This window comes from Desulfurivibrio alkaliphilus AHT 2 (genome assembly GCF_000092205.1).
Lineage (GTDB): Bacteria > Desulfobacterota > Desulfobulbia > Desulfobulbales > Desulfurivibrionaceae > Desulfurivibrio > Desulfurivibrio alkaliphilus.
In genome coordinates, this window is the sequence record NC_014216.1 from 906,387 (window position 1) to 921,495 (window position 15,109).

At 62.0% G+C, this 15,109-nt stretch carries 10 protein-coding genes; 3 read left to right on the plus strand and 7 right to left on the minus strand.

Going from position 1 to position 15,109, the window contains the following annotated elements:
* Positions 1-89 precede the first annotated feature (89 nt).
* Both DAAHT2_RS03875 and DAAHT2_RS03880 read right to left on the minus strand, forming a co-directional pair.
* Complete coding sequence (locus DAAHT2_RS03875) at positions 90-1,130, minus strand: cytochrome c3 family protein (RefSeq protein ID WP_013162995.1); 1,041 nt, start codon at positions 1,128-1,130, stop codon at positions 90-92.
* A 571-nt stretch (positions 1,131-1,701) separates the two neighbouring features.
* Entirely contained in the window at positions 1,702-3,054 is a 1,353-nt protein-coding gene (locus tag DAAHT2_RS03880; RefSeq protein WP_013162996.1) for a sigma-54-dependent transcriptional regulator, read from the minus strand.
* A 358-nt stretch (positions 3,055-3,412) separates the two neighbouring features.
* Here DAAHT2_RS03880 and DAAHT2_RS03885 point away from each other — a divergent pair, with 358 nt between their 5' ends.
* The 3 genes from DAAHT2_RS03885 to DAAHT2_RS03895 all read left to right on the plus strand — a co-directional run bounded on the left by DAAHT2_RS03885 (position 3,413) and on the right by DAAHT2_RS03895 (position 7,587).
* Positions 3,413-4,528, plus strand: coding sequence for a cytochrome c3 family protein (locus DAAHT2_RS03885; RefSeq protein WP_013162997.1), 1,116 nt, complete (start codon positions 3,413-3,415; stop codon positions 4,526-4,528).
* 81 nt (positions 4,529-4,609) lie between these two features.
* Entirely contained in the window at positions 4,610-5,650 is a 1,041-nt protein-coding gene (locus tag DAAHT2_RS03890; protein ID WP_041718803.1) for an NHL repeat-containing protein, read from the plus strand.
* The gene (locus DAAHT2_RS03895; protein ID WP_013162999.1) at positions 5,647-7,587 is read left to right on the plus strand and encodes a sensor histidine kinase; all 1,941 of its coding nucleotides are present in this window, start codon (positions 5,647-5,649) and stop codon (positions 7,585-7,587) included. Before DAAHT2_RS03890 ends, DAAHT2_RS03895 begins: the two co-directional genes overlap by 4 nt.
* A gap of 149 nt (positions 7,588-7,736) precedes the next feature.
* Here DAAHT2_RS03895 and ccsB read toward each other — a convergent pair whose 3' ends face one another.
* The 5 genes from ccsB to DAAHT2_RS03920 all read right to left on the minus strand — a co-directional run bounded on the left by ccsB (position 7,737) and on the right by DAAHT2_RS03920 (position 15,109).
* On the minus strand, positions 7,737-8,600 hold the full coding sequence (gene ccsB, locus DAAHT2_RS03900) for a c-type cytochrome biogenesis protein CcsB (RefSeq protein WP_013163000.1): 864 nt from the start codon (positions 8,598-8,600) through the stop codon (positions 7,737-7,739).
* A gap of 45 nt (positions 8,601-8,645) precedes the next feature.
* Positions 8,646-11,702 carry a PAS domain S-box protein gene (locus tag DAAHT2_RS13775; protein WP_013163001.1) on the minus strand — a complete coding sequence of 1,019 codons (3,057 nt, stop codon included), beginning with the start codon at positions 11,700-11,702 and terminating at the stop codon, positions 8,646-8,648.
* A gap of 64 nt (positions 11,703-11,766) precedes the next feature.
* Positions 11,767-13,446: a pilus assembly protein TadG-related protein gene (locus tag DAAHT2_RS03910; protein WP_157861409.1), complete on the minus strand. Its 1,680-nt coding sequence runs from the start codon at positions 13,444-13,446 to the stop codon at positions 11,767-11,769.
* 52 nt (positions 13,447-13,498) lie between these two features.
* Positions 13,499-14,185, minus strand: coding sequence for a tetratricopeptide repeat protein (locus DAAHT2_RS03915; RefSeq protein ID WP_013163003.1), 687 nt, complete (start codon positions 14,183-14,185; stop codon positions 13,499-13,501).
* 6 nt (positions 14,186-14,191) lie between these two features.
* On the minus strand, positions 14,192-15,109 hold the full coding sequence (locus DAAHT2_RS03920) for a type II secretion system F family protein (protein WP_013163004.1): 918 nt from the start codon (positions 15,107-15,109) through the stop codon (positions 14,192-14,194).

Consider the following 15,109-nt stretch of genomic DNA (forward strand, 5'->3'; position numbering starts at 1 on the left):
ACCGGCACTCTTCTAAGGGGAGGAGGGATGAGTCTTTGGGGTTGCTGCTTTACCCCATCCGGTCGACCTCAATATGCCACTGCGGCTTCTCAACTCTTCGAGGTATGGCAGTGAGTACAGCCGGTCGCCTCAGCACCCTCGTGGGCCTTGATACCGCTGTAATCAAAGCGCAGCATACTGTCGTACTCCGAGGCGTGGGCCCGGTGACAGGAAAGGCAGGTGACGACGGCGGACTGGCTGGTGTCTTTGGCAACTGCGTAGCTGTCCATCTGCGAGGAACCCACCGGGGCCTCGAAGGTGAACTCATAATTCTCGTACTCACCGCCCAGTTGGGCCATGTCCAGGTCGGTGGGATGGCGCAGCCAGGGAGAGGACATCCCGTTTTCGGTAATCTTATCTCCGCTGTGAAAATCGCCATGACAGGTGGCACACATATTGCTTATGGTGCGTTCGGTAGAATCACCTGCACTTTCGCGATGCACGGCATAGTAAACATTGCGGTTCTCGACCTGCGGTACTGCTTCCCACATCATTCCTCGATAACCGTCAACTTCGCCGCGCAGCATCCGCATGCTCTCTCCCGTCTTCACCCGGTTGTTTTCATCATAACGCTCGGCATGGTGCTGACCGCTGATGGAGGCAAAGTTGCCTGCATCTGGGAGAGTTTGGGGATCTCCGTGGCAACCGGTGGCGGTGGCACAGGTGACTTGCCCCATCATCATGCCGCCCGGGGCGGTGCTAATGTCTTGATCGGCATCGACAACCCCCACCACGTTATGGCCCTTACGGTCATCCTGGGTCACCCAGTAAAAACTGCCGGCGGCGGTTTCGCCCATTGGTTCGCCGGCATGATATATAGCCGGCGCATAATTATCCGGATTCAGCGGCGTGCCATCACTGCTATGACAACCAAGACAATCCCCCCGGGTCAGGGCGGGATAAACCGCCTCTGACTCATCGTAGGCCATTGACTCGCCTTCAAAGCTGCCGTGCATGGTATGGCAGTTGACACATTCACCGCTGACCTGGGCCGTCGCCTGGTCGGCCAGCAGGTAACCGCTGCCGACGATCACCGCCGCGGCCAGCAACGGTTTCCACAGTTGTTTGTTGATCCTGATTTGCTTTTTCATTAGCCCTTCCTCCTCTGCTCCATCTTCTTTGGGTTCTGACCTCTTCCAACTTGCACCTTCCCGTGGTGGCACCCTTACCGCTAGGGTCCGGGATGTCGGACCCCGGCGGACAACCCAGCGGCGCCCAGTCGACTTCATTCCCCGTACTTTACCTTGACTACCTCCCTGTTACATGTTCGTTAACCGTTAGCCGGCGTCGACCGGGGCGCCGTTGGGGCCGGATCCCGTAAGGGTGAAAGCCATGGCTCGCAGTGGAAACCCACTAGCGTGGTCCGGTTGGGTCCGGTCTTGTAGAGTCGAGAGAGCAAGTTGCATGCCAGGATGGTGCGATTTGTGGTCGGGAGTGGTGCTAACAATAATAAATTGCAGAACAAACGGACTAATGCGAAGATGCCGAACTGCCTTCGAGACGGAGTCAAATGGTGAAGGTGACAGGCAGTCGATCAGAAACTGATCAATATACCGGCTAGTTTCTGATCACCCACAACCGTGCACCATGTGGTGATGAGGCAAGCGGTTGCGGAGCCCGGGCGGAGGGGAGCTGTGGGATGGGGAACTGCGAGCCGACAGATTAAGAAGAGGGGGGGGTGAAGGGGTTTTGCAGTTGGTAATCGCGGATCTTTTTGCGCAGGGTGGTGGGGGAAACCGCCAGCCGGCGGGCGGCTTGGCTGATGTTCCAGTCCACGGCCGCCAAGGTCCGTTCCACGTGGCGTTTCTCTGCCGCCGCCAGGCTCAGGAGTTCTTCCTTGCTCTCGGGCCGGCCGGCGGCCGGGGGCTCCAGTTGCAGATCGTCGGCCACCAGCACCGGATCAACACTCAAGGCCACGGCCCGGGTGAGGACGTTTTCCAGTTCGCGGATGTTGCCGGGCCAGTTGTGGGCCTGCAACTTGCGCAGCGCCGAACCGCTCAACCGGGGCCGGCGGCATTGCAGACGCTGGGTAATGCGGGTCAGCAGGACTTCGGTCAGCAGCGGGATATCGCTGCGCCGGTCCCTCAGCGGCGGCAAGCGAATCGTGGAAACGCTGAGCCGGTACCAGAGGTCCTCGCGGAAGCGCCCTTCCTGGACCAGGCGGGGCAGGTCGCAATGGGTGGCGGCGATGATCCGGGCCTTGAGAGGGAGAGTTTCCAGGCCGCCCACCCGGGTGAACTCTTCCTCCTGCAGCACCCGCAGCAGCTTGGCCTGCAGGTCCAGCGGCATGTCGCCGATTTCATCGAGAAAGATGGAGCCGCCGGCCGCGTATTCCAGTTTGCCGATTTTGGTCTGGTCGGCGCCGGTGAAGGCCCCCTTTTCGTGGCCGAAAAATTCGCTCTCCAGCAGGGTGGCCACCACCGCCGAACAGTTGACCGCCACAAAAGGCTGCTCGGGTGCGGCCGCCTGATGCAGGATACGGGCCGCCAGTTCCTTGCCGGTACCGGACTCTCCTTCGATCAGCACCGTAACCCGGCTGCGGGCCAGCAGGCCGATCTGTTTATGCAGTGCGATGATCGCCGGATGGTTGCCGATCATTTCCGGCGCCGGGCTCTCGGTGAGCGCCTCCTCCTGGTCGGCGGCGGCCGGCGCGGCCGCCCGCAGGTGGGTCACCCTTTTAATTACCTGCCGCACCTCATCCAAGTCCAGGGGTTTGCGCAGGAAATCGAAGGCGCCTCCGTGCATGGCCTCCACCACCGCCGTGTTGTCACTCTCGCCGGTGATCACCACCACCGTCGGGCTGCCGGGGCCGGCCAGCAGGGCGGACAAAGCCTTCAGGCCACTGTAATCGGGCAGGTTGACATCCAGAAAGATCAGGTCCGGGGCAAACGCGCGCGCTTCGCTCAAACCCCGTTCGGCGGCTAGGGCGCAGCGGGTTTCGTGTTGCTGCATCCCCAGTTGGATTTGCAGCGAACGGCCCAGGGCCTGGTCATCATCGATGATTAAGATTTTCATGGCGGTTGACACCAAATTCGGGTTGCAAGCGAGCGTAGATATTTTTTCCTGATGGCAGTTTCCAGCTTGCCCGCTTGTTAACTCTGTTGTAAAATAAATGTCAAGTCTATCCAGAAGGTCGCTTCCCCGTCGACCTCTTCCTTTGACTGCCCTTCTTTTTCTTCATCGCACTACTATACCATTTGGTTCTTGGTGTTGCTTTTATTTTTGCCCGTTCAGGTCGAAGGTTACTGCCCGCGCCGGGGTGCGCTCTTTGCCATGTAACCCGGCGGGCATATGCCCCGTGAGCATACAGGCGCCTCCAAGGTGGATTGAGTTGTAACAATTTTCAGCAATGAAGGGAAGCGGAGTTGGCGGGATGACAAACAGATGGTTGAGATGGTTATTGTGCTGTTGGGTGGCCGCGGCGGCCGCCACGGCAGAAGCGGAGACGGCGATATTTCTGGCGCCGCCGGAGGGGCAGGTATGGCAGACTACGCGGACCCACCTCTCCGTAGTGGTGCAATGGCCCGATCAAGCTGAAGATCGCCCGGAACTGCGGCACAACCAGCAGTTGCAAGAGCCGCACGGGGTGTACCCAACGGAGCTCGCCGCTGCCCAATTTGCCCATTTCCGTCTGGAATTGCATGAGGGGCTGAACCGGCTGGAACTGGTGCCCGGCGGCCCCAGTCTGGAAATGATTTATCGGCCCCGGCCTGCCGGCGATGAGGCGCAGCAGTACCGTTTCCATCGCCGGCAACTGCTGCCGGCGACTTGCCGCCAGTGCCATAGCGAGCAAGCGGAACTCTGGCCCACCGCCCCTTACCGGGAAGTCGGGAGGCAGGTCTGTCTGCCCTGCCACCAGGAGAAGTTAACCCAGGCCTGGCGCCACGGTCCGTCCATCAATTACCAGTGCCTGGAGTGCCACCGACCGACGTCGGAGGAGGTTACGGTGGTGCTGCCGGCCGGGCCTGTTGACCAACTCTGTTTCCGCTGTCATAGTGGTAAAGAACAGTTGTTCAAGCAGCCTCATGTGCATGCACCGGTGGCGGTCGGTGACTGCACCGTCTGCCATGATCCCCACGGGGATGTCCGGCGGCGGCAATTGTGGGCCGGCGGCAAGGGTGAACTTTGCGTGGCCTGCCACGGGGACAAGACCGCCCTGGTCCATGATCCGGAACGGGTGGCGGGTTATGTGCACGGCATTATCGGCGGTGGCGGTTGCACGGCCTGCCACGACCCCCATGCCGCCGGGCAGCCGTTTTTATTGGCAGTGGAGATTAATGAGCTGTGCCTTGGCTGCCACACCTCCCTGCGGGGGGTGGAGAAGGGCCATCCAATCGGGGCGCACCCGGTGGCCGGTGCTGATGATCCGGCCCGGCCAGGCCGCCGGCTCTCCTGCACCAGTTGCCATGATCCCCATCAAGCCGATTTCCCGGCTCTGCTGGGTGGCAGGGTGTTGGGGGGAACGGTCTGTAAGCCATGCCATCGTTGACCAGCCCGAGGGGATAAAATGACCGGAGCGAAAAAGGTTGTTGGGCGGCGTCCTGAACGATTATGGCCGCTGCTGTTGTTGATGATGATTATGATAGCGGCCGGAACCGCCACCGCGGCGGGGCCGCCGGCCCCGGTCCCACCAGGGGTAAACTTGCATGTGGTGCTGGAAAAACTGATCCTGCGGGATCATCGCGGCGACTTGTTGCGCTATCCTTCCCAGCTGGCCTTTGATCCCGCCCAGGAAGAGATCTACCTGCTGCTGGCCGACCGGGGGGGATTTGTGGTTTACGACTACGATTTTTACCCCCACCTATTCCTGGGCAAAGGGCGGGGTCTGCAGCGGCCCCGGGCGGTTTTTTTTGCCCCCGCCGATCACCGGGTCCTGGTAATTCAGGGGCGGATCGACCAGCGCCCCCCGAGTTTGCTTATCTTCGATGGCGCTTATCTGCCGCTGATCGAAATTGAACTCAAGACGCCGGATACACCGGAAGGAGAGCACGATTTTGTCCCCTCCGCGGGGGTAGTGGGGCGCAACGGCGATATTTATCTGGCCGGCGGTGATCCCCGGGGGGTTATGGTACTCTCGCCGGAGGGCGCTTTTCGCCGCTGGCTGCCCCCTCTGGCAAGCGGGGAAGTAACCGGGGAAGAGGAAGTCGCAGCGGGACCGATCAGCTACCTGACCCGGGATACGCAGGGACGACTCTATGGTCTCAGCGAGGAGGCGGGCAAGGTGTATGTTTATTCGGCCAGCGAAGAACTGCTTTACAGTTTCGGCCAAAAAGGGGCCAATGTCGGTCAGTTGAGCCGCCCCCGCGGACTGGCGCTGGATGAACGGCGCGGTCTGGTTTATGTGGTCGATTACATGCGCCACAGTGTCCTGGTCTATTCCCTGAATGGTCGTTTCCTGCACGAATTCGGCGGTCGCGGCACCGCCCCCCGCTGGTTCAATTTCCCCAACGCCGTGGTGGTGGATGCGCAGGGCCGGGTGGTGGTGGCCGACATGTTCAACCACCGGCTCCAGGTTTTACGACCGGAATTTATCGGCCCCGGACCAGTGGGACCTATCCCGGCTCCCGGGCCGTCAGCGGAGCAACCGCCCCGGCGGGATGAGCGGGAATGAAGGGAGATATGGGGTGCAGAGTGGCGAATCTGGCCGCCACCGGTGGGATCTGGAGCAAGATACGCGCCTGCGTGTTGATTGCCCTGGCCGGTTACTGCCTGGCCACCCTGGCCGGCTTTTACGCCAGTTGCCAGCAGACCGGCCGCCTGAGCCAACTGCTGGAAATCCATTACCCTTTGGCCGGACAAGGGGTGGAAGCAGCGGCCAAGTCGCAATTGGAACTGGCTTACTACCACGAAGCATTGGTCTCCGGCAGCGTGGGAACACTGGCCGAGGCCGAGCGGTTGAGCGTGCAGGTGCAGGAACTGCTGGCGGAAATGCTGACCCTTGCGACCCGTGAGGATGATGGCGATCCGGTGGCTGCCCGGATCGCCAACCTGCAGCGCTGGCATGAGCAGTACCTCCGCCGGGTCCAGGCCAATTTCGCACTCCCGGAAGCGGGGGAAGAGTGGGCGGTCAGTCAGCAGGAGCTTACGGAACTGGCGGTGATGAAAGATGATCTGCAGCAACAGTTCCTGGCCCTGGCCGGGCAGTTGAGCGCTAAAGTCAAAGGGCTGGTAGAGCTGGAAAGGGATCGGGCGCAACGCCATAATTTGTACCTGGGCCTGTTTTTCGTGCTGGTCCTGGTGATCACCATGGCGATCAGTCGTTGTTTCGCCCTGCGCCAACTGATTGAGCCCTTGCAGGGCGTCCGGCAGTTGGTGGACCGTTATGCCCGCAAACGGGACGCCGGCTCGCCGCCCCAAGGCCGGACGGACGATGAAATCTTTCAATTGGCCGAGGCGATCTGGCATTTGCTCCGGGAACTGGATCAGACCACGGTGACCCGGGATTACGTCGACAGTATCCTGCGCCAGATGAATGGCTGTTTCATGCTGCTGGATGCCGAACAGAAGCTGCTGAAAATCAATGACTACACCGGTAAGCTACTGGGCTATGGCGAGGATGAAATGGTGGGGCGGCCGCTCAGCGATTTTGTGGCCCCCGGCAGCGCGATCCGTTTTGCCCGACTGGCATCGGATCTGCTGACCGCCGGCAAGGAAGTGGACAACCTGGAGATAGCCCTGCAAACTAAAGAAGGGCAAGCGGTTTCCGTTCTTTTCTCCGCCACCTCACCGGTGCTGGGCGAGCAGGACAAGGGCGAAATTGTTTGCCTGGCCCATGATCTTACCCAGCGCAAAAAAGCCGAAGAGATGTTGCGGCGGGTGGCCGTGGAACGGGCGACCGCCAAATCGGCGGCACTGGCGGCGGTCGGGGAACTGACGGCGGGATTGACCCACGAGATGCGCAACCCCCTTTCTTCAATTCGGATGAACACCCAACTGCTGCAACAATCCACCCGCCTGCTGCAACAGGGGCTGCAGCGGCCGGAACTGGTCGAGCTGGCGGAGATCAGCCGCCAGCAGGCCCTGCGCCTGGAAAAAATGCTTAATGATCTGCTGGGTTACGGCAAACCTCTGACCCTGCGCCTGGGCCTGATCCGCATGGGGGAACTGCTGCAAAGCGTGGTCGAGGCCGTTGAGGTGGAACGGGAACAGGCCGGCGTGCAACTTGCCGTTGACGATCAAACCGACGATTGCAGGATGGAACTGGACGGGGAATTGATGATCAGGGCGCTGAGCAACCTGGTGCTGAATGCCATCCAGTGGTCACCCCAGGGACAAACGGTGGAACTGTTGGCCCGCTTCGGGGAAAACAGCGATGACGGGGCCAAACAGGTGGTATTCGAGGTGCGGGATCATGGCCCGGGGGTTACGGCGGAAAAGCGGCACCGGCTGTTTCAACCCTTTTTCACCACCCGCAGCGGTGGTACCGGGATGGGGCTGGCAAATGTCAAAAAGATCGTGGAGTATCATGGCGGTACCGTGAGCGCCGCCAACCTTCCGGCCGGTGGCGCGGTGTTCCGCCTGGAACTGCCGCTGGTGATTCCCAGTTAAAAACGTCAGCCTGACCGTAAACGAACAGCCGTGCCACAGCTTCGGGCGAGCAGCCAAGCCTACAGCCTACGTACGGTGCACGCGGTGCCTGGCTGCTCTTACCCGAAGCTGCGGCCCTGCTGAACGGTTATGACCGACAGGCCGGCTGATCAACCATAGCTGTGCAGGCCGGACAACATAAAGTTGACCCCGTAGTAGGTGAACAGGGTGGAGGCAAAACCCAGCACCGCCAGCCAGGCGATCTTTTTGCCGCTCCAGCCCCGGGTGTAGCGTACATGGAGGGTGGCGGCATAGATAAACCAGGTAATCAACGACCAGGTTTCCTTGGGATCCCAACTCCAGTAGGTGCCCCAGGCCGAGTTGGCCCAGATGGCGCCGAAGACCAGCCCCCCCACGGTGAACCAGAGAAAGCCGAAGAAGATGGTCTTGTAAATCACCTCATCGATCACCTTCAGGCTGGGCAGGGCGGCGAAAAAGGGGGTACCCTCGGGCAGACCGCTTCTTGCCACATTGCGGGCCTTGGCCAGGTACATCACCGCCATGCCGAAGGCGATGGCCCAGGCGGCGTAGCCGACAAAACTGGCGATTACATGGGCGATCAGCCAATTGCTCTGCAGGGCCGGCAGCAGGGGGCGCAGGTCCTGGTTCCACTGGGGCCAGTACTCGGCAAAGGCCTGGGCCAGGAAGGCAAAGGGCATGGCAAACGCCCCCAGGGTCTGGTTCTTGTACGTAAACTCCAGGACCAGATAAGCCAGGGCGATGCACCAGGCAAAGAAGACCAGCGATTCGTACATGTTAGAGAAGGGGGCGTAGTAACCGAAGCCCAGTTGCACGGCTTCGTGCCAGCGTAGCAGGATGCCCATGGTGCTGAGCAGCAGGGCTCCCATGGTGACCAGGGTGGCGGTCAGCCCCAGGGTTTTGTTTTTGCTACCGTAAACCAGGATCGCGACATAGAGGATCGCCGAGGCCAGATAGGCAAAGGTGGTGAGATTGAGCAGTTGCGCACTTTCCATGATTTCTCCTGAATGGGCTTGGTGGTTAATGAAGGGGTTGTCGTTTCACTGGACCGGCAAGGTTGTCTTGCCGGGTTCGGATCCGGCATAGACGCGGTCTTGGGTGGAGCGGGAGATAATTTCTTCCAGGGGGCGGCCCGGGTCGATCACCTCGCCCAGCACGTAGTCGATCTTCATCTCTTCCATGGCGGCCAGCAGGCTGGCATCATCGACCCCGGTAGCAATTACCGGCAGGCGCATTAATTGGCCGACGCGGCTGACGGTTTCGGCCAGAATATAGTCGACGTGATTCTCCAGCAGGGAGTTGGTGATGCCGGCATCGAGCTTGAGGAAATCAACGGCCAGTTCTTCCAGGTGACCAAATGAGCCGCGGTTGTAACCGAAACGGTCGATGGTCAGGCGAAAGCCGGCCTTTTTCAGGGCCTTGAAGAGCCGTTTGACCCGGGTGAAGTTGGCCGTCAGATCCGTTTCGTTGATTTCAAAAGCGATATTTTTGCTGTTGAGACCGCAACGCTCCGCCTGCTGGAGGATAAACGGGCACAACTGCTCGCTGACCTGCAGGGCCATGGTGGCAAGCTTGAGCGCATAAACCTTATTGGGGTCGCAAGTGGTGGCCACTCTGGCCATCAGGGTGCTGATTTTCCATTTTTCGACATCCATGATCAACTGGTGCCGCTCGGCCATGGGCAAAAAGGAGCTCTCCGGCAGATAATGGCCTTGATCGTCGCGCAGGGTCAAAGAGAGTTCGTAATAGTGCGGCAGCCGCTGGTCGCTGCTGAGAATACGCGACCGACGGGCCCACAGGGTGAAACGGTTCTCGGCGATGCCCTGCCGGATACGATCCTGCCAGAGAGCGCCGGCCGCCGACCCCTGGGAGGCCTGCGGTTGATACTGCTGAATCCGGTTGCGCCCTTGCTCTTTGGCCTGGTAACAGGCGGTGTCGGCCGCTTTCAGCACGTCGTCCAGGGTCCCGCTGTCGGCCTGCAACTGGACCAGGCCGATGCTGACGCTCAGCTCGAAAGCGCGACCATGCCAGGTGAAGCGGTACTCTTCCAGAGCGCGGCGGATTTGCTCGGCGATTTTGTGGCCCGCCTCCATGGGGCAGGAAGAGAGCAGGATGGCGAATTCATCTCCGCCCAGCCGGGCCAGGATATCCGTGTTGCGCAGTTGGGCCTGCATCAGTTCCGCCACCTGTTTGAGCACTTCATCACCGGCATCGTGACCGCAGGTGTCATTGATGATCTTAAACTTGTCCAGGTCCAGGTAGCCCAGCACATGCTCCTTTCCCTCCTCACTGGCCGCCGCCAGAGCCTGGTTGAGCAGGGCATTGAATTCGCGGCGGTTACGCAGGCCGGTCAGTTCGTCGTACTTGGCTTCCCGGGCCATACGCCGTTCGGCTACCCGGATTTTGGAAACATCCCGAAAAACCATCACCGCGCCGATGATTTTCTGCTGGCGATCATGAATCGGGGTGGCGGTGATCTGGAGGCTGAACTCGCGACTGTCGTTGGTGACCAGCAGGGCGCGCCGGGTGATGTTGACGGTACGGTCCAGGCGCAACGCCCGCTCAACGGGGTTGCTCAGCGGCTGGCGGCTTTCTTCGTCCCGCAAATCAAAAACCTGGTCGAGTTCCATACCCATGACGTCTTCCCGGGTCCAGCCGGTCAGCCGTTCAGCCGCGGGGTTAAGATAATCGACAACGCCCCGGTTATTGGTGGTAATCACCCCCTCGCCGATGGCCGCCAAGGTGACCATGGCCCGTTCTTTGGCCTCGGCCAAGGCCTGTTCGGTCCGTTTGCGGCCGGTGATATCAGTGAGAAAAAGGGCAGTGAGCGGTTTGTCGTCCGGTTCCTTCAAGGCCACGGCACTGGCCAGAACGGTGAGCTTTTCACCGCGGCGGTTTTGCAGCATGAATTCCCCCCCCCGCCGTTCATAGGCCGGCGGCTCCGGCACCACATCATGCCAGACGACTTCAGGCAGCAGGGTAAAAAGTGAATTTTGGAGCAACTGCTCGGCGTCGTAGCCGAACATCCGCTCCAGCATGGGATTGACGGTGCGGATACGATGCTCCTGGTCAACGATGCAAATAGCAATGGGCGCCTGTTCGATTACCGTTCGTTCCCGGCCTTCCCGGCACCGCAATTCCTGGATAAACTCGAACTGCTCGCTGACATCGCGCAACAAAAAGAGTAAATGAGTGGCGTGTTGCTGGTCGTTGACCAGCGGGGTCAGAGAGATTTCATGCCAGAAAAGCGTGCCATCCGGACGTTGCTGATGGAGGATCACGTGGCAGGAACGGCGTTCCGCCATGGCTTGCCGTAACTCCTCAGCCCCGGCGGGGTGGGCGGAAACGGTTTGGTGGAGAAAACGCGGCTTGCGGCCGAGAATCTCTTCGCCGGCGTGGCCGGTAATCCGTTCCACGGCGGCATTGGCATAGACAATGAGGTTACCGCGAGCCACATCGCTGATCAAGACCCCTTCGTGCAGCAGATCGACACTGCGCCCGGCCAGGCGCAACGTTCCTTCCTGGCGCCGTTGCTGGGTGATATCCCACAGGCACCAGAGCCGACCGCCGGTGGGTTGGCCGGTGTCGTCGGCGAGCGGCCGGGAAATCAGATGAACATCGATCAGCTTATTGTGTTGGATCAAACGTTGGGTTTCCCATTCACCGGGGTGGTGGCTCGCCAGCTCCTCGACTAACTCCCCCTGTCGCCAGGGAGGCAGCAGACGGCTGGCCGGCTTGCCCACCAGTTCATCTGCCGCCAGGCCGAACAGGCGGCAGGCGGCCGGGCTGGCATAAGTGATGTCGCCCACCGGAGAGAGCAGCATAATGGCGATTTCGGCCAGCACCATGCCGGTGGGGACCGGTTCCGGGGCTGGGGAGTGTTCCCGGGCGGCCGGTTCCGGAGCGGCCCGGGGTGGGGCCGGGGCGGCCGGCGGCGGCTCCTGGCCTTCGTCGTTGGCGGCGGGCAAAGTTGGTTGCAGCGCCAACAAAGGATTATCCCTCCGGGGCGGTCGGCGACGGCGCACGGCGAGGGCCAGTAACAGGACCAGGCCCAGGCCGATGATAACCGGTAACAACCAGGCAAAATTAAAATTCATAAGCTGCGTTGTCCAAATCAACTTGTTTCAAGTTCTCTCCCGGGCGCCTAAACTGGGCCGCCGCTCAATGCAGCAATTTGGGGGTACCGGGTTCAAGGTGGAACACCATGATATCGGCCCCGCCCAGATCCACCCCCAAGGCCTGGAGCAATGGCCCGAGCAGCTCAAGCAGCAAGTCCTCCAGCAACGGTTCCAGGACCCCACCCAGAGCATTGAGCACATCATCGGTCAGCAGCCCTCCGGAACCGCAGGAAGATAACTGGGTTTGGTTCAGTAAGGTGCTCAGGGCATGGGCCAGGGCGGGTTCGGGGGAGGTGCCGATTCTGGCCGTCTCGTTGAGCGAGACAAAGTATAACTCCTGGGCCGGGTCGCCCAGGGAAACATCCGCTTTGGCCTCGACACAGATCTGGCCCAGCAGCGGCAGGTTCACGTCCAGCAGAGTGGAGGGCAGCAGATTGCCGTTTTCCCACCGGCCGATACCCAGGCGCGCCACCTGGCTCTCGGCCTCCACGGTGGCCCGGGCCATGGGGTAAGAAGGGGTGGGCCGGAGCAGCTCGGTCAGGGCTGCTTCGGCGGCGGCGGCTTGCAGCCAGAGGTCCAGTTCCACCGCGATGCCGGCGCCCAGCAGGGACAAGAGGCCGCCCAGCAGGCCGCTGTCGCCCAGCAGCCGCGTGTGCAGGGCCAGGTCGAGCTGGGCGTTTTCGGCCCGGGTCAGCCAGGCACCGGTGTCGGGGTGGCGGAGCGGCGGCCCGATGGCCCAGCGGGGCGGCTCCAGGATCTTTAACTCCAGGGCCAGCTCTGCCAGGCCCAGCTGGCTGAGCAGGGCGGGAGCCAGTTCGACCGACAGCAGGTGGTCCCGGTTGGCGGCCAACCCCATGGCCACAATCAGGTCCAGGAGCGGCAGTTCCACCCCCAGCGCCGCCAGCTCATCCTCCAGGCTGAGCGTCAGCAAGTCCTGGAGTTGCACCTCCAGGCCCGGCGGCGCCACCCCGGCGGCCAACTGCGTCAGGCTGACAGCCAGCGCCGTCTCGCCCTGCCGGTTGAAAATCGCCGCCAGCTGCCCCAGCCACTGGCCCAGGGTCAATTGCAGGCCCAGCAGCTCCGTGGGGGTGCCCACTGCGGCCTCGGCAACCAGGTCGGCCAGGCTGACCCGGGCCGTGGCCAGGCCGCCGTAGGCCGCAACATCGAGGTTCAGTTGGCTGTCGTGGCCCAGCAGGGAGGTCAGCAGGCTGTTGAGAAGCGCCGATTGCTGGCTGTCGATGCCGGCCAGAAAGCTGCCCACCAGCAGCCCCGCCGCCACCTCTTCCTGCTGGGCCACCGCCTGGCGGAACAGGGTGATCCGGTTGTCGGGTATCATGCCGCCGATCACCAGGCTGAAGGGAACCTCCCGCTGGGCGGTCACCAAGATGGCGTTGAAAGGTGGCGGCCCGGCGAAAAACTCCCACCTGCCATCCTGGCTGACCGCCAAGATCGCCTGCACCGCGTCAGCCTCTGCTGTCAGGTCACCGTCGTAACCGTTGCGTGCCGCCGCTTCCTGGGCAGCGCTTACGGCGGCGCTGAAATCACCGGAAGCGGCGTAAGCGCTGGCGGCCGCCAGTGCTGCCGCATCGGCGATCCCCGCCAACTGCTGGCGTTGCAAGGCAAGCCGGCCCAGATCAAGGGTCAGGGCCATCAACAAAAGCAGGAGCAGCAGCAAAATGACACTGGAAACGGTGATCGAGCCCCCTTGCCTCCGAACCGTCACTGGCCGAAGGCAACCGGCGGCTGGTGGCGAATTTACCATAAAAGGCTGCCGGTCAACGATCATCATGGGCCTCCAACTTTGCCGCCGCAGCTCGCAGTTGTTCCAGGGCCGGCCGTGGCAGGCCGGCATTATCAGCCACCATTTCGGCTTCACCAAACCGGCCCAGCACCAGCAGGGCCAGCAACTGGTTCACCAAAGCCCGCTCGCCGCCCCCCAACTCCACGGCCGTGCGGAGTTGCGGCAGGGCTTCCGCCGGTTGGCCGGCCAGCAGCAGGGCATAACCCAGATCGTTGCGAAACCTGGCATCGGTGGGTTGCAGCGCCACGGCACGGCGCAAATGGCTTACCCCTTCTTCCTGCCGGCCGGCGGCCATGGCCAGCCGGCCCAGACCGCGATACCCCCGAGCCGCCAGGCAACTGGTCGTCAAGTCCAGGTAAAGGACCTCCGCCGCCTCCGGTTGTCCGCTGTGACGCAAGGCTTCGGCCCGCAGATAGAGGGCCCGGGGCGGCGGTTCGCCCAAGTCGGCCTCCAGGGCATCCAGATGGGCCAGGGCGGCATGGTACAGACCCTGCTGTTGCATCTCGGCGATCAGATCGAGGTGGATCACCGTTTCAGACGGTAGTTCCCGGGGTGGGCAGACAACGTTTGCCGTCGGCGCTTCCGCGAAAGGCTGGGCGTTATTGCCGGTGAAGGTGCAACCTCCCAGCAGCAGACCAAAAAGGGTAAGCAGATAGAGCATGGTGTTTTATCCTATACCGGTTAACATTCGCCAGATGGCGATAAAGCCGGGACCGGCGACCACCGCCAGCAGGGCCGGAAAAAAAAAGATGATTACAATAATGGTCATACTGCCGGCCAATTTGCCCACCCGTTCCTGCAACTTGATCCGGCGCCGATCATAGAGCAGGGCCACAAACTCCCGTAAGGGATCGCGCACGTTACCGCCGTAACGGTACACCTGCCGCAGCATTTCGCAAAGGTCCTGCAACTCCTGAACATCCAAAGTCCGGGCCATGGCCAACAGGGTGGTACCGCGTTCGGCCCCTTGTTCCACCTGGCGCATCACCACCGATAACTCCTGACTGCAAGCGGGGATAATCTCCCGGTTATCGGTGGCCACCGTCAACAGGGCCTGGTCAAGCCCCAGGCCGGCCTCGATCAACACCCGCAACAACTGGGCGAGCATCGGTACTTCCCGGCGGATGCGAGCCTGCCGGGCCCGGGCCCGCATCCGCAGGCCCCACAAGGGTAGCAGCCAGCCCAGCGCGCCGACGGTCGGCAGCAGTATCCAGGACAGTTCCAGGGCCCGGCCGCCGACCACCCAGAGCAGCAACAGCAACAGCAGCATCATGGCCGGTACCAGTAGCAGCCGCAAGCCGGCAAAGGTGGCGTAATCGAATTGGCGCCGCCAGCCGGCCTGGCGCAGGAGCCGTTCAGTGGCCGCCGCCGCTTCCGGTCGTTGTGGCCAGAGCGCGCTGAGCTGCGCCAGCCAGCCGGGACTTCCCGGACGCCGAAGAGCCCCGTCACCGGGGCGGTGCAGCGTCCGCTGAAGGCGGGCCCGCATCCGGCGCCGCTGCTTGGCGGCCAGCCAGAGCATTACCCCCAGGCCACAGCTTATGGTCAGCAGGGCCGCAACCAGGGCCCAGATCAGCGCATGGATCAT